This is a genomic window from Enterobacter sp. Ap-867 (genome assembly GCF_011752855.1).
GTDB lineage: Bacteria > Pseudomonadota > Gammaproteobacteria > Enterobacterales > Enterobacteriaceae > Cedecea.
In genome coordinates, this window is sequence record NZ_VWWS01000009.1 from 151819 (window position 1) to 173364 (window position 21546).

10 protein-coding genes are annotated in these 21546 nt (G+C 57.7%); 3 read left to right on the forward strand and 7 right to left on the reverse strand.

Features of this window, described 5'->3' with window-relative positions:
* Positions 1 to 42: 42 nt before the first annotated feature.
* Together F3J26_RS20485 and smpB are read right to left on the reverse strand one after the other, a co-directional pair.
* Positions 43 to 13185 carry a BapA/Bap/LapF family large adhesin gene (locus F3J26_RS20485; RefSeq protein WP_166995712.1) on the reverse strand — a complete coding sequence of 4381 codons (13143 nt, stop codon included), beginning with the start codon at positions 13183 to 13185 and terminating at the stop codon, positions 43 to 45.
* Positions 13186 to 13972: 787 nt separating this feature from the next.
* On the reverse strand, positions 13973 to 14455 hold the full coding sequence (gene smpB / locus F3J26_RS20490; protein ID WP_008458185.1) for an SsrA-binding protein SmpB: 483 nt from the start codon (positions 14453 to 14455) through the stop codon (positions 13973 to 13975).
* A gap of 153 nt (positions 14456 to 14608) precedes the next feature.
* Here smpB and F3J26_RS20495 point away from each other — a divergent pair, with 153 nt between their 5' ends.
* Positions 14609 to 15046 carry a type II toxin-antitoxin system RatA family toxin gene (locus F3J26_RS20495; protein WP_008458184.1) on the forward strand — a complete coding sequence of 146 codons (438 nt, stop codon included), beginning with the start codon at positions 14609 to 14611 and terminating at the stop codon, positions 15044 to 15046.
* Entirely contained in the window at positions 15036 to 15326 is a 291-nt protein-coding gene (locus F3J26_RS20500; protein WP_166995714.1) for an RnfH family protein, read from the forward strand. The genes F3J26_RS20495 and F3J26_RS20500 overlap by 11 nt, the downstream gene beginning before the upstream one ends.
* A gap of 63 nt (positions 15327 to 15389) precedes the next feature.
* Here the strand turns inward: F3J26_RS20500 and bamE are convergent, their stop codons facing one another.
* The 3 genes from bamE to nadK form a co-directional block, all read right to left on the reverse strand.
* The gene (bamE, locus tag F3J26_RS20505; RefSeq protein WP_166995716.1) at positions 15390 to 15734 is read right to left on the reverse strand and encodes an outer membrane protein assembly factor BamE; all 345 of its coding nucleotides are present in this window, start codon (positions 15732 to 15734) and stop codon (positions 15390 to 15392) included.
* Between the two features lie 219 nt (positions 15735 to 15953).
* A complete protein-coding gene (gene recN, locus F3J26_RS20510; RefSeq protein WP_166995718.1) occupies positions 15954 to 17615 on the reverse strand; it encodes a DNA repair protein RecN in 1662 nt (553 codons plus the stop codon).
* An 86-nt stretch (positions 17616 to 17701) separates the two neighbouring features.
* A complete protein-coding gene (gene nadK, locus F3J26_RS20515; protein ID WP_166995720.1) occupies positions 17702 to 18580 on the reverse strand; it encodes an NAD(+) kinase in 879 nt (292 codons plus the stop codon).
* Positions 18581 to 18703: 123 nt separating this feature from the next.
* Between nadK and grpE the strand changes: the two genes are divergently transcribed.
* Positions 18704 to 19282 (forward strand): nucleotide exchange factor GrpE, encoded by a 579-nt coding sequence (gene grpE, locus F3J26_RS20520; protein WP_008458175.1) that lies wholly within the window; start codon positions 18704 to 18706, stop codon positions 19280 to 19282.
* 48 nt (positions 19283 to 19330) lie between these two features.
* On the opposite strand, the gene F3J26_RS20525 is transcribed toward grpE, so the two are convergent.
* Positions 19331 to 20617: an HlyC/CorC family transporter gene (locus tag F3J26_RS20525; protein WP_039286882.1), complete on the reverse strand. Its 1287-nt coding sequence runs from the start codon at positions 20615 to 20617 to the stop codon at positions 19331 to 19333.
* A gap of 20 nt (positions 20618 to 20637) precedes the next feature.
* Positions 20638 to 21426, reverse strand: a complete 789-nt coding sequence (locus F3J26_RS20530; protein ID WP_008458173.1) for a cytochrome C assembly family protein — start codon at positions 21424 to 21426, stop codon at positions 20638 to 20640.
* Positions 21427 to 21546: the final 120 nt, after the last annotated feature.

Here is a 21546-nt window from a genome sequence, read left to right on the forward strand (position 1 = left end):
TCCCCGGGCGTCTGTGCGCCCGGGGATTTTTCGCTACAACTATCAGGCAACAATGTGGTTATTCTGGATCAGCTCATCGAGTGTGGTGTGCACGTTCTCCAAAGTGACAAGAGTGGTTGAGTGGAATGCGCCGGCGGTGCCGTCACGGTCGATGGAGATGACCGTGTTGTTGCCGACGGTAGCCACGCTCAGGTAGTTACCCAACGTTGAGGTCTGCCCGTTCCAGCCGACCAGCAGGTCGTGAATGTTGATCTGGTCCCCCTGCGCGAGCGAGAAGTTGTTCCAGACGTCCGATCCATTGCCGCCGGTACCGTCGTTCGCCCCACCGGCAAGGACGTGGTACACCAGCGTATCGGCGTAGGCCGAAGAACCGTTGATGATGTCCCCGTAGGCAGTACTGACGAACTGCGGGTTCATGTTGATGGTCAACGTGGCGGAGTCTGAATGCCCGTTCTGATCGTTCAGGATGTAGGTAAAGACCTCTTTATTGGTGATGGAGCCCGGTGCCACACCCGCGTTCAGGGTGTAGGTGTAGTTCCCACCGACATCGATAGTCAGGGTGCCGTACTGGCCCTGAATCGTTGCCACCGCGTCGCTGTTGGTCATCGGGTTCAGCGTGGCCGAGCTGCCGTTGGCGCCGGTAATTGTCATCAGCGTATGCACGCTGCCGAGCTGGTCAGCCGCGCCGGCGGAGTCGGTGCCGTCATACAGGTTGCCGTGTACGACGGTACTTTGCGCCGTGAAGCTATCCAGCAGGTTCGAGGTCCCGGTGATGTTCGGCGTGATGGTGATGGTACCCAGTCCCAGTGGCCCCATGTTCCCGACGTAGCTCAGCGTCCAGGTGCCTGAATGCAGATCGGTGACTGGAATGGTTGCCGTGCCGCCCAGCAGGGCGCTGCCGCTAAAGGTGCCGGTATAGGTGTGACCCAGCCCGTCGCTCAGCGTCCAGCTGACTGACAGTCCACCCAATACCAGACCGGAAGCCACTTTGAACACAATATTGGCCCCGCTAAGCACGGTGTTATCCGCAATGGTGAAGGTACCGCTGCCGTTGCCGTGGGTAGAGGCCAGCAGCGCCGTGTTCCAGGAGGTTTGACCGACCGTAGCGCTCGCGTAAGCCGCGGTGTTCTGCGTCGACGTGATGGCCATAATCGAGCTGACGTCGTTCACGGCATCCACGATATGCGGCGTGGAGGTGATGTTCAGCGACGCGGTACCGGTATCACCGTTTGGCGCGGTGACGGTGTACACGAAGCTGTCTGGCGTATTGATGCTGTCGGCACCCTGGCCGCTGTTCAGCGTATAGGTGTAGTTGCCGTGGGCATCAATAGTCAACGTCCCGAACTTGCCGACGATAGTGGTGGTGCCGGTCGCCGAGACAGACACGCCGTTCACCGCCGTCAGCAGACTGCCTGCCGGGGCGATATCATCCTGCATCACGTTCCCGGTGGTTGATGCCGCCAGACTGTCGACCGCGTAGGTGTGATCCTGCAGGATATTCAGCGTGTAGCTGGTCAGCAGCGATACGCCACTCGCGTTCATCAGCAGGAACAGGTAGTCCCCGCCGCCCAACGTCACGGTCAACTGGCCCGAGGTGCCGCCCAACAGCGGAGCCGTCAGCCAGGTTTTCTGCACCTGGAACTGCTCGTACTGCTGAGTCGCCGCGTTGAACTTGTAGATGTACAGGTCAAAGGTGGAGAGCAGCGCTACCCCGCCGACGCTCGCCTGCAGCGTCATGGTGCGGGTCGATCCGTCCGCGACATCAAACAGGATCGGGTTACTCATGTTAGCCAGCAGGTTGAGGTTGACCACATTCCCCAGACCGACGCTCAGCACCGACAGACCCGTTTGCTGTGAAGCCCCGTGGTCAACGGCGACAACATCGGTGCCGAAGGTCAGCGAACCGGTGTTATCCGTGGCGGTGACCGTGCTGGCCGGTGCGCCGTTGCCCAGGGTGACAATCAGCTGTGCAGAGTCGCTGATGCCGTTTTGAGTAATGGTGTAGGTGAAGTTTTCCGTGCTGCCCAGTACTGAAGCCGCGGTGTTGGTTAAGGTGTAGGTATAGCTGCCGTCCTGGTTGATATGCAGGGTGCCGTATTTGCCCTGAACATCCAGTCCGCCTGCGCCCACGGTGTGCGTCACGCCCTGGCCGTCGGTGATCGCCGTGACCACCGTGCCGGTAGGGGCGTTATCGACTGCCCCGCCAGGACCTGGATCGGTAATAACGTTCCCGCTAGAGCTGGTGGTACCGCTGACCACGCCTGCGCTGGTTTGCTCGACGGTGACCGCGAGGTTAGTAGCCGCCCCCGTTGCCAGCAGGCTGGTGTTATAGCCCAGGACGCGGTATTGCCCTTCACCCAGACCTTCGAGGTTCAGCGTCACGCCCGTGGCTCCCAACGTCAGCAGGTTCAGGAACTGCGGCAAGGATGAGTCGACAACCGTCGTCCACGAGTTGGTGCCTGGGTTATATTTCTGGATCGCGATTTCCAGCGTGTTCAGCAGGGACAGTACTACCCCGGTGGCGGCGGCGTTAATGGTGATATTCCCTGTCGCCCCGCTGCCAATGGTGAAGCCGACCTGGGCGGTATTGCTGCCCAACACCGAAGCCACGTTGCCCAAGGCGCCAATCAGCAGGTTACCGTAGCCGCTGTAGTGCTCGGTGGTGATAGTGGCATCGGTGGTGAGTGCCAAATCGACCACGTTGCTGCTGGCCGAAAGTGGCAGAATCGGCGCGGTGATCGAGAGCGACGGTGAGACGTTCCCGGCCGCATCGGCGGCTGATATCGACAGCGACTGCCCTTCAATCTGGCGAGTTGGCAGGGTGATGCTGAACGCGCCGGAAGCATTCGCCGTGCCGGTGACGGTGATCCCGCCCGGCAGCGTCACTGTCACGGTGCTGTTCGCTTCCGCCACGCCGGTGATCGTTGACCCGTCGGCGCTGATAACCCCGGTAGGGATCAATGGCGGGATGGTATCGACAATCACCGAGGTTGGCAGAGAGGCCCCGCCTGTCCCGTTGGCGTTGGTTGCCGTGGCGGTAAAGGCATGTACGCCATCCCCCAACGCACCGGTTGGGGTGAACGTCCAGATGCCGCTTGCGTTGGCAGTAACCGTCCCCAGCAGCGCCCCGTTGTCGTATATCTTGACGGTGGCGTTGGCTTCGGCGGTGCCGTTGATCGTCGGCTGGGTGTCATTGGTGCTCTGCCCGTTGCCCACCACGCCGGTTTTCGGCAGAACATCGTCCACGATGCTGGTGATCACCGGCAGCCCTGGCACACCGGTAAACGGTGCGGTGAAGCTGGCGGAAACGCCGATGTTCCCGGCGGCATCCTGAGCGAAGGCCAGCAGCGGCTGGGCGCTGGTTTGCGCAGGGGAGAGCGTAATGCTGAAGTTCCCGTTGCCGTCAGCCTGAGCCGTACCCAGAACGGTGCCCGTCGCCGAGGTAACGGTTACTTTGCTGTTGGCTTCCGCAACGCCGGTAACAACTGTACCAGTGGCGTTGACCGTCAGACCTGTTGGCGCCAGCGGCGGGACGGTATCGACAATAATACCGGCTGGTACGGACGGAACGCTGACGTTACCCGCCGCATCCGTTGCGGTGACGGTGAACGAGTGGTTGCCCTGAAGCAGAGGCAGCGTTGGCGTGAACGTCCAGACGCCGCTGCCGTTTGCCGTTGTGGTACCCAGCAGCACGCCGTTATCAAAGATATTGACCGTGGCGTTGGCTTCGGCGGTCCCGTTCAGGGTTGGGCGCGTATCGTCCGTTGGCTGGTTGTTGCCTACCGGGCCAGTGATCGGGCCGACATCATCTACCACAGAGGTTATCGCAGGCTGGTTAGGCGCCACGGTATCCACCACGATGGTGAAGCCTGCCGTTGGGCTACTGACTACGCCCGCACCGTTGGTCGCGGTGATAGTAAAGGTATGCGAGCCGTTTGCCAGTGCGGTCGGCGGGGTAAAGACCCAAACGCCCAGGGCGTTAGCCGACACGGTGCCAATCAGGTTGCCGCCATCGTAAATCTTGATGGTGCTGTTGGCATCTGCCGTTCCGTTCAGGGTTGGGCGTGCATCGTTAGTGGCCTGGCCGCTGGTTAATGGCCCGACCGTGCCACCGGCGACGTCGTCCACCACAGAGGTCAGCACCGGCGTATTCGACACGCCGCTGGCGATGGTCAGGGTAAAGCCAGCCGAAGGTACGCTGGTGTTGCCTGCCGCATCGGTCGCGGTGACGGTGAATACGTGCTGGCCGAGAGGCAGCGCGGTCCCAGGCGTGAAGGTCCATGCTCCCAGGGCACTGGTCGTTACGGTGCCAATCAGGTTGCCATTATCGTAAATATTAATGGTGGAGTTAGCTTCCGCTGTCCCGCTGAGGGCTGGCTGAGTGTCGTCCGTTGTCTGTCCGCTCACCAATGGCCCCTGAACCGGACCAACGTCATCGAAGGCCTGAACCACAATCGGCTGAGTCGGCGCAATGGTATCCACCACCACGTTAAACGGTGTTGACGGCAGGCTGACGTTGCCCGCAGCGTCTGTCGCGGTCACGGTCAGCGCATGGCCACCGTTAATCAACGGCGTGGATGGCCTGAAGGTCCAGGCTCCGCCCGCATCAGCCTGGACGGTGCCAAGCAGAACGCCGTTGTCGTACACGCTGACGGTAGCATTGCCCTCAGCGGTACCGGTCAGCACCGGACGGGTGTCGTCGGTGACCTGGCCGTTAGACAAGTTGCCGACGATTGGGCCGACGGCATCCGCCACGGTGCTGATGACCGGCGCGTTCGGCGCAATGGTGTCGACGGTCAACGAGAAGCCGTTCGACGGATTACTGACGTTGCCAGCCGCATCGGTCGCGGTCACGGTTAAGGTATGCGCCCCGTTGCCGAGCGCGGCCACAGGGGTCAGCGTCCACGCGCCAGAGCCGTTGGCAAGGGTGGTGCCGATCAGGTTGCCATCGCTGTAAACTTTAATAATGGCACCGGCTTCCGCCGTCCCGCTCAGAGAAGGGCGGGTTTCGTTGGTGGCCTGGCCGTTGGTGATTGGCCCCAGCACCGGCGCGGTATTGTCCAGCACGGTGACGATCACCGGTGGGTTCGGGGCGACAGAGTCAATATTCACGCCAAACGAAGCCGCGTTACTCACGTTACCAGCGGCATCCGTCGCCGTGACGTTCAGGGTGTGTGTCCCCTGGCCCAGCGGTGCAGACGGGGTGAATGTCCAGGCGCCCAGCGCATCCGCCTGGGTGGTTCCCAGCACGTTATTGCCATCTTTCACCGTGATGGTGGCGTTGGCTTCCGCCGTGCCGCTCAGGGTTGGCTGAGTGTCCTTCGTCAACTGGCCGTTGATCAGCGGCAGGTTAGTGCCCGGCTGAGTCTGGTCGTCGATGACCGAAAGGATGACAGGCACTACAGGCGGCACGGTATCGACCACCACGTTGAACCCTGTGCTTGGGCCGCTGACGTTGCCTGCCGCATCCGTGGCGGTCACGGTGATGTTATGGCTGCCATCCAGTAGCGGAACCGTTGGGGTAAAGCTCCAGTTCCCACCCACCGGTACCGTTACGGTGCCGATCACCACGTTTCCGTCCTTGAAGGTCAGCGTGGTCCCGGCCTCGGCTGTACCGCTGAAGGTTGGCGTATTGTCGTTAGTCGGCTGGCCGGACGTTATCGGCTGGGAAGTGATGTCGTTGGTGACGGAGACGACCAGCGGGGCGGCCGGGGCCAGCGTATCGACGTTCACCACAAAGCCGGTAGACGGCAGGCTGACGTTCCCGGCGGCGTCTGTCGCCGTGACGGTCAGGGTGTGAGAACCCTCGCCAAGGTTAGTGCCTGGCGTAAAGGTCCAGATGCCGAGGGCATTCGCGGTGACGGTACCGATGATGGTGCCGTTATCGAGAATGTTCACCGTGCTGCCAGCTTCCGCCGTGCCGCTCAGGGTTGGCGTTGGGTCGTTCGTGGCCTGGCCATTGGTCAACGGCCCGACTACGCCGCCTACTACATCGTCTACCACGGAGACAATCACCGGCTGGGCTGGTGGCGTGGTGTCGACAATGATGGTGTAGAGCGGAGACAGGCCGCTCGTCTCAAGACCGACGGTCTGGCTGACGGCAAAGGTATGCGGGCCTTGAGTCAGCGGGGTGGTGAGCTGATACGTCCATGTGCCGCCGGCGCCGACGGGCACAGAAGTGAACAGCACGCCATCAATGTAAACATGCACGACCCCGCCCGTGGAGGCACCAGAACCACTCAGGGTAGGTAAAGTATCATCGGTCGATTTCCCGTTGCCGACGTTACCGGTTATGGCGCCCACGTTATCGTCTACCAGATCGATGGTTGGCGGATGCGGCAGGATGGAGTTGGTTGCGGTGAAGTTAATGCCCGCGCTTTGGTTACCCGCTGGATCCTGAGCAATAGCCGTCAGGGTTGCGCCGGTGGTTTGAGCCGGGGACATCGTAACGGTCCAGGTACCCAAAATCGGGTCAGCCACGCCGGTGCCCAGCACGTTGCCGCTGGAGTCTTTGATGATAACCGTTGCCCCCGGTTCAGCGGTACCGGCTACAAGCGTACCGGTAGGGTCGGTGATCGGCAGCACCACAGGGTTTGGTGGCGGAGTGGTATCGACGTTAATCACAATCGGCGCAGAAGGCCCCACGCTGTTGCCTACGTCATCCACCGCTTTGATGGTAATGCTGTGTGCACCTTCCGGCAGCACGGAAGTGGTGATACTCCATGTGCCATTGGCGGCCACGACACCGGTACCCAGAATCGTGGTGCCATTGGTGTCGTACAGCGTAATTGTACTGCCGACTTTGCCGGTACCGGTAAAGGTTGGCGTGGTGTCATCGGTGAAGCTGCCGTTGACCAGCGGGGTCTGGATCGGGCCAACGTTATCAATGATTTCCACGACGACCGGCGCGGTAAGCGGCACGGTATCGACGGTCAGTACATAATCGGTGGATGGCCCGCTGACGTTCCCGGCTTTATCGGTTTGTTCGGCGGTGATGGTATTCACGCCGTTGTTGAGCGCGGTATTCGGCGTAATGGTCCAGTTACCCGAGCCATCCACTACCGCAGAGCCTATCGCCGTGCTGCCGTTGTAAAGCGTGACGGTCGCGCCGATTTCACCCGTGCCGTGGAACACCGGCTTCGTGTCATCGGTAATGCCGTTGGTAATTGGCCCGGTCACCGGACCCACGCCGTCATCTACGGTACCGATAGTCGGTGCCGCCGGCGGCGTTGTGTCTACGGTGATCGCGATCGGGGCTGACGGCAGGCTGATGTTGCCCGCCGGATCGGTCACCTGGACGGTAATGTTATAGGTCGTTTCGGTAAACGGCGTTGACGGGGTCACGCTCCAGGTCCCGTCGGAGCGCACGGTGGCGGTGCCAATCAGGTCGTTCCCGTTGTTGTAGACGTTGATGGTTGAGCCCGCGATGCCGGTCCCGCTAAAGGTTGGCGTGGTGTCATTGGTACTGCCGCCAGGAGCGACGGGACCGACCACCGGAGGCACATTATCGGTCACGACTGGTGCCGCTGGCTGAGCCGGAGGCGTCGCGTAAACCGAGAGCGTGAAGCCAGAAGAAGGCATCCCCGTGTTGCCCGCCGGATCCGTTGCCACGGTAGTGAACACGTGCGTCCCGATGCCCAGCGGTGAGGTTGGGGTGATTGTCCAGCTCCCGGTCGCGTCTACGGTGGCCGTGCCAATTGGCGTTGTCCCCCCGTCGACGTACAGGGTAATAGTGGCCCCAATTTCGCCTTTGCCTGAGAACACGGGTTCCGTACTTTGGGTACTGCCGCCGTTAATCAGCGGAGTCTGCGTGTTTGCGACGTTACCCAGCGCCCCGTCGATGGAAGGCGCTCCCGGCGGAGTCGTGTCGATAATAACAATCTGGGTTGCGGCATTACTGGTATTCCCGGCGGCATCGGTCACGTACACATTGATGGTGTGCGAACCTTCGCTTAGCGGCTGGGTTGGCGTAAACGTCCATGCGCCGCTGCCGTTTGCCGTCACGGTGCCGATCAGCGTGTTGCCATCGTAAATATTCACGACTGCGTTAGCCCCGGCGGTGCCGCTGATAACCGGTTTGGTATCGTCGGTAGAGGTGCCCGGCAGGACTGGCCCGGTGACGCTCCCGACGGTATCCAGAATTTCGCCAATCACCGGCGTGGCCGGCAGCGTAGTAATCAGATTGATGTCCCACGCCGGGGAATGTGCGGTGACGTTACCTGCGGCATCCGAAGCCGTGACCGTAAAGGAATGTGGCCCGTCCAGCAGCGGCGTGGTTGGCGTAAATGTCCAGGTGCCGTTGCCGTTAACGGTGGTGGTGCCCAGGACGTCCAGTCCGTCGTAAACCGTGATGGTAGATCCCGGTTCGCCGCTGCCGCTCAGGGTTGGCGTCGGATCGTTGGTGGCGCCGTTATTGCTGACCGGCCCGGTCACGGTGCCCACATCGTCATACACCTGGGTAATCGTTGGGGCAGTAGGGGCGATGGAGTCTACGTTGATGTTAAAGGCGGCGCTCGGCTGGCTGACGTTGCCTGCGGCATCGGTGGCGGTCACCGTCAGGCTATGCAGGCCCTGGCCAATAGAGGTGGTCGGCGTAAAGGTCCAGGCTCCGCTGCCGTTGGCGTTGACCGTGCCGATCAGCGTCCCGTTGTCGTAGATCTTCACGGTTGAGTTAGCTTCAGCCGTACCGGAGATCGTCGGTTTATCATCGTTAGTCAGGTCGCCGTTATTCAGGTTACCGGTATGCTCAGGCACATTGTCGACCACGGAACCGATGATCGGCATATTCGGTGGGGTGATATCCGGGGCGGTGACCGGGGCGTTCGGGCCGATATTCCCTGCGGCATCCGTGGCGTTCACTTCCACCAGCTGGCCGTTCGCCTGCGGGGTTGTCAGGGTGATGCTAAAGCTGCCATCCGGTCCGGCAACGGCCTGGCCCAACGGATTGCCCAGCGCGTCGGTCACTTTCACCGTGCTGCCAGCCTCGGCTTTACCGGTCAGTATCGAGCCGTCTTCATTGAAGGTGAGGTTGGTCGGCAGCGCAGGCGGCGTATGATCCTGGGCAATGACGGCGGCAGGCGTACTGACGTTGTTCGCGGCGTCCGTCGCAGTGACCATCAGCGTCTGGCCGTTTAGCTGCGGTGGCGTGAGCGGGGAAATATCAAATGTGCCCGTGCCGCTGGCGATACCAACGCCAATCACATTGCCGTTACCGTCCCAGACGGTGACGGTACTGTTCGGTTCGGCGGTACCGGTCACATGCAGGCCATCAGCGCTCACGGCCAGCCCGGTTGGGGCATTCGGTGGCGTGTGATCCGGGGCAGGAATAGCGGCTCCTGGTCCGGTATTACCCGCCGCGTCGGTCGCTTTGGCGGTTAAGATCTCTCCGTTAAGCTGAGGTGGGTTCAGCGTCACGCTGAAGTGGCCGGTACCGTCCGCCGTGGCCGTACCGAGCACGGTGCCGCTGGCGTTTGTGATGGTGACCTTGCTGTTGGCTTCTGCTGTCCCGGTGAGCGTTGTCCCGTCGTTAGAGACGGCCAGCCCGGTGGGCAGTATCGGAGGCGTGGTATCCACGACGACGCTAAAGCCTGAGGATGTTCCGCTGGTGCCGCTGCCGTTGGTGGCAGTAAAGGTGAAGTTGTGCGGGCCATCAATCAGCGGGAGCAGCGGTGTAAACGTCCACGTGCCGCTGGCGTCAGTTGTTGCGATGCCGATAGGCAGGCCGTTATCAAAGACAGTAACGGTGGAGCCCACCTCTGCGGTACCGCTCAGCGTTGGGCGGTTGTCATCCGTTGGTTGACCGTTCGTCAGCGGCCCCTGGATCGGGCCGACATCGTCAGTGACCGAAACCAGAACCGGAATGGTCGGGAAGCCGGAGTTTGACGCCGGGAAGGTGGTATCCGGCCCCATGTTACCCGCCGCATCCTGCACCTGGGCAGTCAGCGTGCCGCCATGCGTTTGGGCCGGGGTGAGGGTCAGGGTGAAGTGCCCGGTTTGGTCAATTTGTGCCGTACCCAGTACCACGCCGTTTGGACCGACAACTTTCACGGTATCACCGGCCTCACCTGTCCCGGTCACGGTTGTGCCGTCCTGGCTCACGGTGTCAATGGTGACCGCCACCGGTGGAAGGGTGTCCACGGTGAAGGTTGGGCCGACGGTCACGCTACTGATGTTGCCCGCGAGGTCGGTCTGCTGCAGCGTAATCGCGTGCGGGCCATCAAGCAGGGCGATAGAAGGCGTAAAGCTCCAGTTACCGTCATTGCCCACGGTGACCTGACCAATTGGAATACCATTATCAAAGATGGTTAACGTACTGCCCGCTTCACCGGTGCCGCTGAAAATAGGTTTACTGTCATCAGTGATGCCGTTGTTACCGATAGGCCCAGTGATAGAGCCGACCGTGTCGAGGATCTGATCGAGTACCGGCGGATTCACGACGGTATCGACAATGACGGTGTAGGACGTGGAGCTTCCGCTATCGCCGCGAATATTCGAGGCCGTGGCGGTGAAGCTATGCGGGCCGTCGGGCAGACTGGCGACGGGGGTAAAGGTCCAGATCCCCCCCACGAGCACGATGGTGGTGCCGATCTCTACGCCATTATCAAAGATATGAATCGTCTCGCCGACGACGCCTGTTCCCTGCAGGGTTGGGGTCTGATCGTTGGTTGGCTGATTGTTGGGTACGGTGCCAACGATCGGCGGGACGTCATCAATGATGGTGGTAATCACAGGGATGGTCGGCAGCGGGAAGAACGGCGCGGTGGCTTCTCCCGGCGGGCTGACGTTGCCTGCTGCATCGGTAGCCGTGACCTGGAGGTGACTGCCGTCAAGCTGCGGCGTGGTCAGGGTGATGCTGAATACGCCAGTAATAGGCGCAGCGGTGCCGGCACCAATCACGTTCCCGTTCGCATCTTTGATGGTGACGGTGCTGCCTGCCTCGGCAATCCCCGTCACTATGTCGCCATTAGCGCTGACAAGCAGGCCGGTCGGTTCGGCAGGCGCGGCGGTATCTACAGTCACGGTATAGCTGACTGACGTGCCGCTGTCTCCCCGAACGTTAGATGCCATAGCGGTGAAAATGTAGGCGTTATCCACCAGCGGTGTGGTTGGCGTAAAGCTCCAGGTGCCGTCCAGGCCGACCTTAGTGGTACCGATCTCACTCCCGTTGGCATAGATATGAATGGTGTCCCCGGCTTGTCCACTCCCCTGCAGGGTTGGCGTGTTGTCGTTGGTTGACTGCCCATTCCCTACGTTACCGGTGACTGGCGCGACGTCGTCAAGAACGCCGGTAATCACCGGCAATACCGGCGGGAGTACGTCCGGCGCGGTCACGTTGGCCGGAGGACTGTTGTTGCCCGCCAGATCGGTGACAACCACGGTCAGTGTCTCACCGTCTACCTGCGGCGTGGTCAGGGTGATGCTGATGTTGCCATTGTTATCGGCAGTACCTGACCCGACGACTACGCCGTTCGGGTCTTTGATGGTTATGGTGCTGCCCGCTTCTGCATGACCAGTAACGATTTCCCCATCCGGGCTAACGGCGAGACCGGTTGCCGGCCCCGGAGGAGCGGTGTCAATGGTGACGGTATACGCCGGGGATGGGGCGGTTTCGCCCCTTTCGTTACTCGCCGTGGCAGTAAACACATGGGAGCCGTCGGCCAGCGCGCTACCCGGGGTAAAGCTCCAGGTTCCGCCGGCGCCTACCACGACCGTCCCAATCTGTACCCCGTTATCGTAGATGTGAATGGTCGTGCCAGCCTGGCCGGTGCCGTTCAGCGTGGGAGTATTGTCGTTGGTTGGGGAGTTATTGCCTACGTTGCCGCCGTTAGGCGCCCCCGGGTTATCGTTAATTACGCCGGTGATAGCTGGCTCATCCGGCAGCGGGATATTCGGTGCGGTAATGGTGGCACCAGGACTGCTATTACCTGAGGGATCGGTCGCCGTGACGGTCAGTATTTCGCCGGTTATCTGCGGGGTGGTCAAAGTAATAGTGAAGCTGCCATCGGTGCCAGCCGTGCCAGTGCCTATCACGTTGCCATTGGCATCTTTTACCGTAACTGTGGATCCTGCTTCAGCATGGCCGGTCAGGGTATCACCGTCTGGGCTAACGGCCAGATCGGTTGCAGCCGCAGGTGGCACGGTGTCAATGGTGATGGTATAGGCCGGAGAGGTTGCGCTTTCGCCCCTTTCATTTGTCGCCGTGACGGTGAAAGAGTGGGTGCCGTCAGCCAAAGCAGTGCCTGGCGTGAAGCTCCAGGTCCCATTGGCGCCGACCACAACGGTGCCAATCTGCACGCCGTTGTCGTAAATATGCACCGTGGTACCGGCCTGACCGGTGCCGTTCAGCGTTGGCGTGTTGTCATTGGTTGGTGAGTTATTGCCTACGTTGCCGCCGTTAGGCGCATTCGGATGATCGTTCGTGATACCTGTAATGCCAGGTTCGTCAGGCAGCGGAATAGTCGGTGAGGTAATAGTGGCGCCGGGACCAGTGTTGCCAGAAGGATCTGTTGCCGTGACGGTCAGCGTTTCGCCTGTTATCTGTGGCGAGGTGAGGGTGATGGTGAAACTGCCGTCGGTACCAGCAGTACCGGTGCCAATAACGTTGCCACTGGCATCTTTTACCGTGACCGTGGAGCCCGCTTCGGCATTACCTGTAACGGTTCTGCCGTCTGCGGAGACGGCAAGGCCGGTAGGTGCCGGCGGTGGAGTAACGTCTGGTCTGCCAGGATTGCCTGGGTTGGTTCCGCTGTCAGAGTGCCCGCCGCCGCCGCTTGAGGCTGCAGCAATGGCACCACCCGCGGCAACGGCCAGCCCGCCCAGCACCCACGGCCAGAGGGCGCCGCCTTCGGCATGTGCGCCGGTGGCGGTCATGATCGCGTCAATATTGGCAATTTGCTCATAGTGAGCTGCGGTTTCTGGATCCTGAACCCACCAAAGCACGCCGTCATGGCCTTCCAATACTAGCTGGTTGCCACCCTGATCGGCAAAGGCGTAATAGTTTTTGATGGTAATGGTTTCGCCGGAATGGAGTTTGATCACCAGATCCTGGCCTGAACGCGTGTAGCTGGCGACCTCTTCACGCTCAATTTTTAGCTCGACAATTGAAGGGCCTTTTAAGGTGATTTCAGAGGCTTCGACGTTGTTTTTAACGCCGGTTAATTTAGAGATAATTAAAATTGAACGCATTGTTATCACTCCATTCGCGATGAACGTGGTGGTAGTCAGTTGCCCGGCGTAATGTGTTGATTACCGAAAGCAAAATTTTTAGGTGTAAAAGGCCCTTCGCGATGTATTGGCGAAAAAAGGCCTGTATCAAAAAATTGATGACAGTGATTGTTAATAAACAGGGCGTTTCCGGTGCGGAATCGAAATTAGTTAATTCTCAGGGTCATAGGCTCGTCGTTTATTAAATAGAGACTATTGATGATATAGACAGGAAAAAATGAAAGCGCAAATTAAGCCATATTTAACACTATGTAAGTCACTCTAAAGTACCAATGAACGTAGCGGGAACACTCAAATGGCTGAAGCTAGTTCCCATGGTGTATCTCAGGTGCCGTTGTGCTTATTGCATTGAAAGATTTAAGATAAGTTTTAGCCGCGCTTTTGTATTATCCCGGATGAATTGAGACTTCAGGCATAAAAATCCCTGAGTCTGAAAGGGATATAGTGCCTTTTTTGGTGGGGTATTTTGTTTTGTAAAGAAGAAAAATATGGAAGAAGTTATCTATTTTGTGAAGCGTATAAAGATGGTCGCCGAGGCAGGAAATATTATATATCTATGAATTTGTAGTTTTCAGTGGGGAAGATAATTTTGAAGGAAAATAGTATATATTATTTAGTGTCGCTTAACTCATTCAGATGCTCCAATATTTGACTGCGCAATAATAGCTGATAACTAAAAGTGCGTGTGTTTTTTTATACTGGCTCTTCAGAAGAAGAGCCAGTGGAGTGCGGAGCTGAAAGAATTGCCTTAACGGCCGGCGTTTTTCATGATGCGGGCTTTATCTACAGCCCATTCGCGATCTTTCGCATCGGAACGCTTATCATGCTGCTTCTTACCTTTCGCTACGCCTATTTTCACTTTGCACCAGGCGTTCTTCCAGTAGAGGGACAGGGCGACGATGGTATAACCGTCGCGGCTGACGCTACCGAACAGGTTGTCCAGCTCGCGCTGGTTAAGCAGCAGTTTGCGGGTACGGGTAGGATCGCAGACGACGTGGCTGGAGGCGACGGTCAGCGGCGTGAAGTTGGCGCCAAACAGATAAGCCTCGCCATCTTTAAAGATAACGTAGCTGTCGCCGATGTTTGCCTTCCCGGCACGTAATGATTTTACTTCCCAGCCTTGCAGCGCGAGACCCGCTTCAATCTCATCTTCGATAAAGTATTCGTGGCGGGCACGCTTGTTTAGCGCAATGGTGGCTGAGCCTGGTTTGTGTGCTTTTTTCTTAGTCATAGTGCTGCTCAGTATATGTAATCCAGGAGTTCAAAGACACCCCGCGGCCTGCGCGAGGAGGAAGCGCTTATCTTAGCATGAGCGGCAGAGAGTTTTTGTTTGCGCGGTGATAAATGTTATTATTTGTCCGATTTATGACTCCCAGGAATTGTTATGCCGCAGATTAGCCGTACTGCTTTGGTGCCCTACAGCGCCGAGCAGATGTACCAGTTAGTGAACGACGTGAATTCGTACCCGGAATTTTTACCTGGCTGCACCGGTAGCCGGGTGATTGACGCATCGGCTAATCAGATGACGGCGGCGGTCGACGTTTCAAAAGCCGGGATCAGCAAAACCTTTACTACCCGAAATACCCTGACCGACAATCAGAGTATCCTGATGCATCTGGTGGATGGCCCCTTCAAAAAGCTGATGGGTGGCTGGAAGTTCACGCCGCTCAGTGAAGATGCCTGCCGGATTGAGTTCCAGCTTGATTTCGAATTTACCAATAAGCTGATTGAGCTGGCCTTTGGCCGTATCTTTAAAGAGCTTGCCGGCAGCATGGTTCAGGCATTCACTACCCGCGCCAAAGAGGTTTACCGTGCCGCGTGAGATTCAGGTTGAGGTGGTGTACGCTCTGCCGCAAAAACAGTACCTGCGCCAGGTGAAGCTTGAGGAAGGCAGCACGGTTGAGCAGGCGATTGTCGCCTCTGGCCTCCTTGAACTTCGTGACGATATCGATCTGACGAAAAACAAAGTCGGTGTGTACAGCCGCCCGGTAAAGCTGGGGGATAAAGTGAATGACGGCGATCGGGTTGAGATTTACCGGCCGCTGATTGCCGACCCGAAAGAATTACGTCGCCAGCGTGCTGAACGTTCTGCCCAGAAATAACTCTGTATGACAGTGACAAAAAAAAGGTGCCTCAGGCACCTTTTTTTATGCATCGATCCAGCCTTATTCCGCTTTGGTCAGGGCTGGTTTGTTGTCGATGTTAGTCAGTACGCCGCTGCTGTTAAAGGTCAGGGTCAGCGTCTGCTGAGTCACGTTCTCGTGGCCCGGCTGCTGGCGGAAGACATAGAACCAGGTATTGGTGCCGAACGGGTCGGACATCATTGGCGTCCCTAGGGTATAGGCCACCTGTTGTTGGGTCATGCCCACGCGGAGTTTGGACACATCATTAGGTGCCAGATAGTTACCCTGGTTGATGTCTGGGCGGTAAACCACTCGCTCCAGAGTGGAACAGCCTGCGGTCAACATCAGAAGAACCGCTGCGGCAGCAGTCAGCATTTTACAACGCATAGTGATTTGATTCCTTTTCGGGCCGGAGTAGTGCGTGGCTCATTCGTATTATGCCGATGATAATAGACCTTTAAGCAGTTTAAAACCTCAAGGCGCTCAACTCTGACAGTGGGAGCATAAAAAAGTTGGTTGAAAAGGTGGCAGAAAGTCGGATTAGCGAGTGGGGCGGGTGTTTTTTGCACAATGCACGGCGCTGGATACACCGTGCATTGTAAAGCCTCAGGCGGCCAGCAGCTCTTTGGCATTGGCCAGCGTGTTGCGTGTCACTTCACTGCCGCCGAGAAGACGAGCAAGCTCCTGTAGGCGAGAACGTTTGTCCAGCGGCTGCATATGCGTTTCGGTCATTTCTCCGTCGGTTTCTTTGCTGACGAAGAAATGGTGGTGACCGCAGCCGGCAACCTGCGGCAGGTGAGTGACGCACATCACCTGAGTAGACTCGCCTAGCTGACGCAACAGTTTACCCACCACCGCGGCGGTCGGGCCGCTGATCCCCACGTCGACTTCATCGAAGATCAGCGCCGGTGTTTCCATTTTTCGGGCGGTGATCACCTGAATCGCCAGCGCGATGCGAGAAAGTTCGCCGCCCGAGGCCACTTTTGCCAGCGGCTGCAGCGGCTGCCCTGGGTTGGTGCTGACGCGGAAATCAATGCGGTCAGCGCCTTCGGCGGTGAGGTGGTTTTCGTTAAATTCGACGTCAATGGCGAGCTTTCCGTGCGGCATGGAGAGCGAATGCATGCTTTCCGTAATCAACTGGCACAGTTCATTGGCATGTTTGGCCCGGCTTTGGTGCAGCGCCTGCGCCACGGCAAGCGCCTGCTGATGATGTTGGGCAACGGCCTGCAGCAACGCTTCCAGCGACCCGGTTTGCTCATCCAGTAACTGCTGTTCATCCAGCAACTTCTGGTGGAAATCGGGTAGCTCTTCAGGCGTGATGTGGTGCTTACGTGCCAGAGAGATCTGACGAGAAATACGCTGTTCCAGTTCATAAAGACGGTTTGGATCCAAATCCAGACGATCGCAGTAATGGCGTAGTTCGTCGCTGGCTTCGGAAATCTGAATGGCGGCTTCTTCCAGCATATCCAGTACGCCAGAGAGCTTGTTATCCATGCCCACCAGTTCACCCATGAGGTGGCGCACGGTATACAGCTGACTTTGTAGATTGCTTTCTTCCCCGTCGGCCAGCACGTCCAGCGCCTGCTGGCTGGTGGAGAGCAGCTGGCCGCTGTTGGCGAGGCGCTTGTACTCTTCATCAATCAGTTCGAATTCACCGGCAACGGGAGAAAACTCATTCAGCTCTTTGAGCTGGTAGTGAAGCAGTTCGGCTTTGGCTGAACGCTCCTGAGCCAGTTGCTGATGCTGCGCCAGAGTACGGCAGCTTTGGTGCCATTCGCGGTAGCGTTCTGCCATTTGTTGAATCAGCGCCTGCTCGCCGGCATAGCCGTCCAGAAGCGTTTTTTGATGCTCGGGCTTGAGCAACAGCTGGTGGGCGTGCTGGCCATGAATCTGGATAAGCAACTGACCGAGATCGCGCAGTTGGGAAAGGGGCACGGCGGTACCGTTGATAAAGCCCCGGGAGCGGCCATCGCTGCTGATCACGCGGCGAAGCAGGCATTCGCTGCCGTCTTCCAGCTGGTTTTCTTCCAGCCAGCGTAGCGCAGCCGGGGTGTCTTTCAGGGAAAAGCGGGCGCAGAGATCCGCGCGATTTGCACCTGAACGCACCATGTCCGCTTCCGCGCGACCGCCCAGGCACAGGCCCAGCGCATCTATGGCAATAGATTTACCGGCACCGGTTTCCCCGGTAATGGCCGTCATCCCGTGATGAAAGTCTATTTCAAGTTCACGAACGATAGCGAAATTGCTGATGGTGAGTTGAGCGAGCATGACCACTCTCCTGTATGAAAAATCATAACTGTGTTTTCATACAGTATAAACTGGTTTTATATACAGTAAAGTGGCCAGGTGGTTTTTTAGAACAATTTTTTTGACCAGCCGAGTTTCGAACTTAATGTGTTGAAATAGCTGTAGTCTTTCGGGTGAATCAGATTGAGGTGGTAGTCGCAGCGGCGAATGAGTACATCTTCACCTTCCTGAATAGGCAAAGCAATCTGGCTGTCGCAGCTGATTTCAAGGTCACTTCGCATATGGGAAAAACGCAGGCGAATGGTGCTGCTGCTGTTGATCACCAGCGGGCGCGCAGACAGCGTATGCGGGAACATCGGCACCAGCGTAATAGCATCCAGCGAAGGCGTAAGAATCGGGCCACCAGCGGAAAGCGAGTAGGCGGTCGAGCCGGTCGGCGTGGAGATAATCAGCCCGTCAGAGCGCTGTGAAAACGCAAAGATTTCGTCGATATAGACTTCGAACTCAATCATATGCGCGACTTTACCGGGGTGAAGCACCACTTCGTTTATCGCGGTACTGAGGCGCGTAGGCGTATCATGCTGACAGACCTGGGCTTCGAGCAGGAAGCGGCTTTCGGTGATGTAATGCCCTTCAAGAACGTCCGCCAACTGCTGCTGGGCATTGTCCGGGTCAAGGTCGGTCAGGAAACCCAGGTTGCCACGGTTGATGCCAATGACTTTTATGTCATAGCGAGCAAGCACCCGAGCGGCGCCCAGCATATTGCCATCCCCGCCGACGACCACGGCCAAATCAGCCTGCTGGCCTATCTCCGCCAGCGTGCCGGTTTTCACCTGCTTGAGGTTTAGCTCCTGGGCGATTTGCTGTTCCACCATCACTTCATAGCCTTTGGCGCACAGCCAGCGATAGAGCATTTCATGCGTGGTCAGAGCGGTGGGGTGACGCGGATGCCCGACAATACCGATGCAGTTGAAATGTTTGTTCATTATCCTGGTGGTCCTTATTCGCAGACGTTCCTGCGACAATATGACAGGTTCCCTTGAAACCCTGAAACTGATCCCCATAATAAGCGAAGCAGCGAGATGAATGCTAAAAACGCGGAGAATTTCATGAGTAGTAAAGAACAGAAAACACCTAACGAGCAAGCCCCGGAAGATATCGTCATGGATCAGCACGAAGAAGTCGAGGCCGTAGAAGGTGCCGATGTCGTGGATCCGCGCGACGAAGAGATTGCAAATCTGCAGGCTCAACTGGCAGAAATGAAGCAGCGCGAGCGTGAAATTGAGCCGCGCCACCAGGCTGATTTAGCTAACCTGCGTCGCCGTACCGAACAGGATATCGAGAAAGCGCACAAGTTCGCCCTGGAAAAGTTCGTGAACGAACTGCTGCCGGTTATCGACAGCCTGGATCGCGCGCTGGAAGTGGCCGACAAGTCCAACCCGGATTTAGCCCCAATGATCGAAGGCATTGAGCTGACCCAGAAGTCGATGCTGGATGTGGTTCGCAAGTTCGGCGTGGAAGTGGTGGGCGAAACTAACGTGCCGTTTAACCCGGACGTGCACCAGGCGATTGCGATGGTTGAATCTGCCGACGTTGCACCAAATAACGTGCTGATGGTGATGCAGAAAGGTTACACCCTGAACGGCCGTACTATTCGTGCCGCGATGGTTTCCGTAGCCAAAGCCTGATTTATTGCCGAAAGTAAAAAGCCAGCCCGGAGGCTGGCTTTTTTACGTCTATTGCTCAACGCTTTGCCGCAAAGGCTTCACCGGCGTGACGCGCACCTGCTTAATCATGTTGTCCTGTACGTCTAGAATATCGATGTCGTACTGACTGAGCCGGATGCGGGTTCCAGCTGCCGGGATTTCCTGAATCTCTTCCAGAATCATCCCGTTTACCGTGCGGGCGTCGTCTTCCGGCAGCGTCCAGTTAAAGGCTTTATTGAGTTCTCGCACGTTGGCGCTGCCTTCGATAATGACCGAGCCGTCGTTTTGCGGCGTCACTTCTTCCGCAAGCGTAGGGGACATGGACGTGGTGAAGTCACCGACGATCTCTTCCAGAATATCCTCTACGGTCACCAGGCCCTGGATATCGCCGTATTCATCTACCACCAGGCCGACTTTCTTTTTATTGCGCTGAAATTTCACCAGCTGCACGCTGAGCGGGGTGCCTTCAGGCACAAAGTAAATCTCATCGGCCGAGCGCAGCATCACCTCTTTGGTAAACTCTTTTTTCTCGGTCATCAGGCGGTAGGCTTCGCGGACGCGCAGCATGCCGATGGCATCATCCAGACTGTCGCGGTACAGCACTATGCGGCCGTGCGGGGAGTGTGTTAACTGGCGGACGATGGACTTCCAGTCGTCATTAATATTGATACCGACGATTTCGTTCCGCGGCACCATGATGTCGTCGACGCTGACCTTTTCCAGATCCAGGACCGACAGCAGCATATCCTGGTTGCGCCGCGAAATTTGCGAGCGGGATTCATGCACGATGGTTCGCAGCTCGTCTTTGCTGAGGGCGGTGCTAATAATGTTGTCAACCTTGATGCCAACCATGCGCATCAGCAGACGGGTAATAGTATTCAACAGCCAGACCAGCGGCATCATCAGGAACTGCAGCGGGCCGAGCAGCCAGCTGCTTGGATAGGCGACTTTTTCGGGATACAGCGCGGCGATGGTTTTAGGCAGTACTTCGGCAAACACCAGCACAACAAAGGTTAAAACACCGGTTGCTATTGCCACGCCTGCGTTACCGTAAAGGCGGATGCCGACGATAGTCGCTAATGCAGAAGCCAGAATATTGACCAGGTTGTTCCCGATTAACACCAGGCTGATCAGGCGGTCTGGCTTGCGCAGGAGTTTTTCAACGCGCTTCGCTGCCCGGTTGCCCTGTTTGGCGCGGTGGCGCAGGCGGTAGCGGTTTAGCGTCATCATGCCGGTTTCTGACCCGGAGAAGTACGCGGACACCACCACCATGATGATCAGGGTGACGATCAGCGTGGTGGTTGAGATGTGTTCCAAAAGTGATTTCCTTTAAGAGATTAGCTAACGAACTGCTGCAGGACACGGCTGCCAAAATAAGCGAGGGTTAAAATGCCCGCGCCGGCAACGTTGAACCAGACTACGCGGCGGCCGCGCCATCCTTCATGATAGTGCCCCCACAGCAGAACGACGTAGACAAACCAGGCGAGAATCGACAGCACGGCTTTATCGACGTTTTCCATGCTGAACAGGTTCTTCATGTAAAACAGGCCGGTGCACAGCGTCAACGTCAGCAGGACAACGCCCACCTGGGTGATATGAAACATTTTACGTTCGATCACCATCAGCGGCGGCATTTCCGCGCTGAAGGCCAGCTTTTTGTTCTTTAACTGGTAGTCAATCCACGCCAGCTGCAAAGCGTACAGCGCGGCAATGATCAGCGTCGCATAGGCAAAGAGCGACAGGCCGATATGCACCATCATTCCCGGAGTGGCTTCGAGATGGGTGATAAACTCGTTGGGCATAAAGGTCGCCAGCGCCAGATTTATCAGCGCAAAGGCGTAAACAATCGGTAACAGCAGCCAGCCCCGATTACGAGAGGCGACAATGGTCATTACCGTACAAATCATCAGGCTGACGAGGGACCCTACGTTCAGCAGGCTCAGGTTTTGCCCGCCATCGACGGTAAAGAAGCGCGCTTCCAGCGCCAGCGCATGGCTGACCAGGGCAATAGCGGCGGACAAAATGGCAAAGCGTCGCCATCCGCTGTTCTTCCGCAGAAGACCGGGAATGATCAGCGCCAGGCTGACGGAGTAGGCTACAAGCGCAAGAATGGCGAAAACGGGCATATTAATGTGTCGGTCAAATTGGCCAGAGAACAAAAAAGCCAGTATAACGTTACCTGTCGCCTGCTCCAACCGTTGGATCACACCCGAGGCGGCTTCATGATATAATCCGCCAAATTCAGT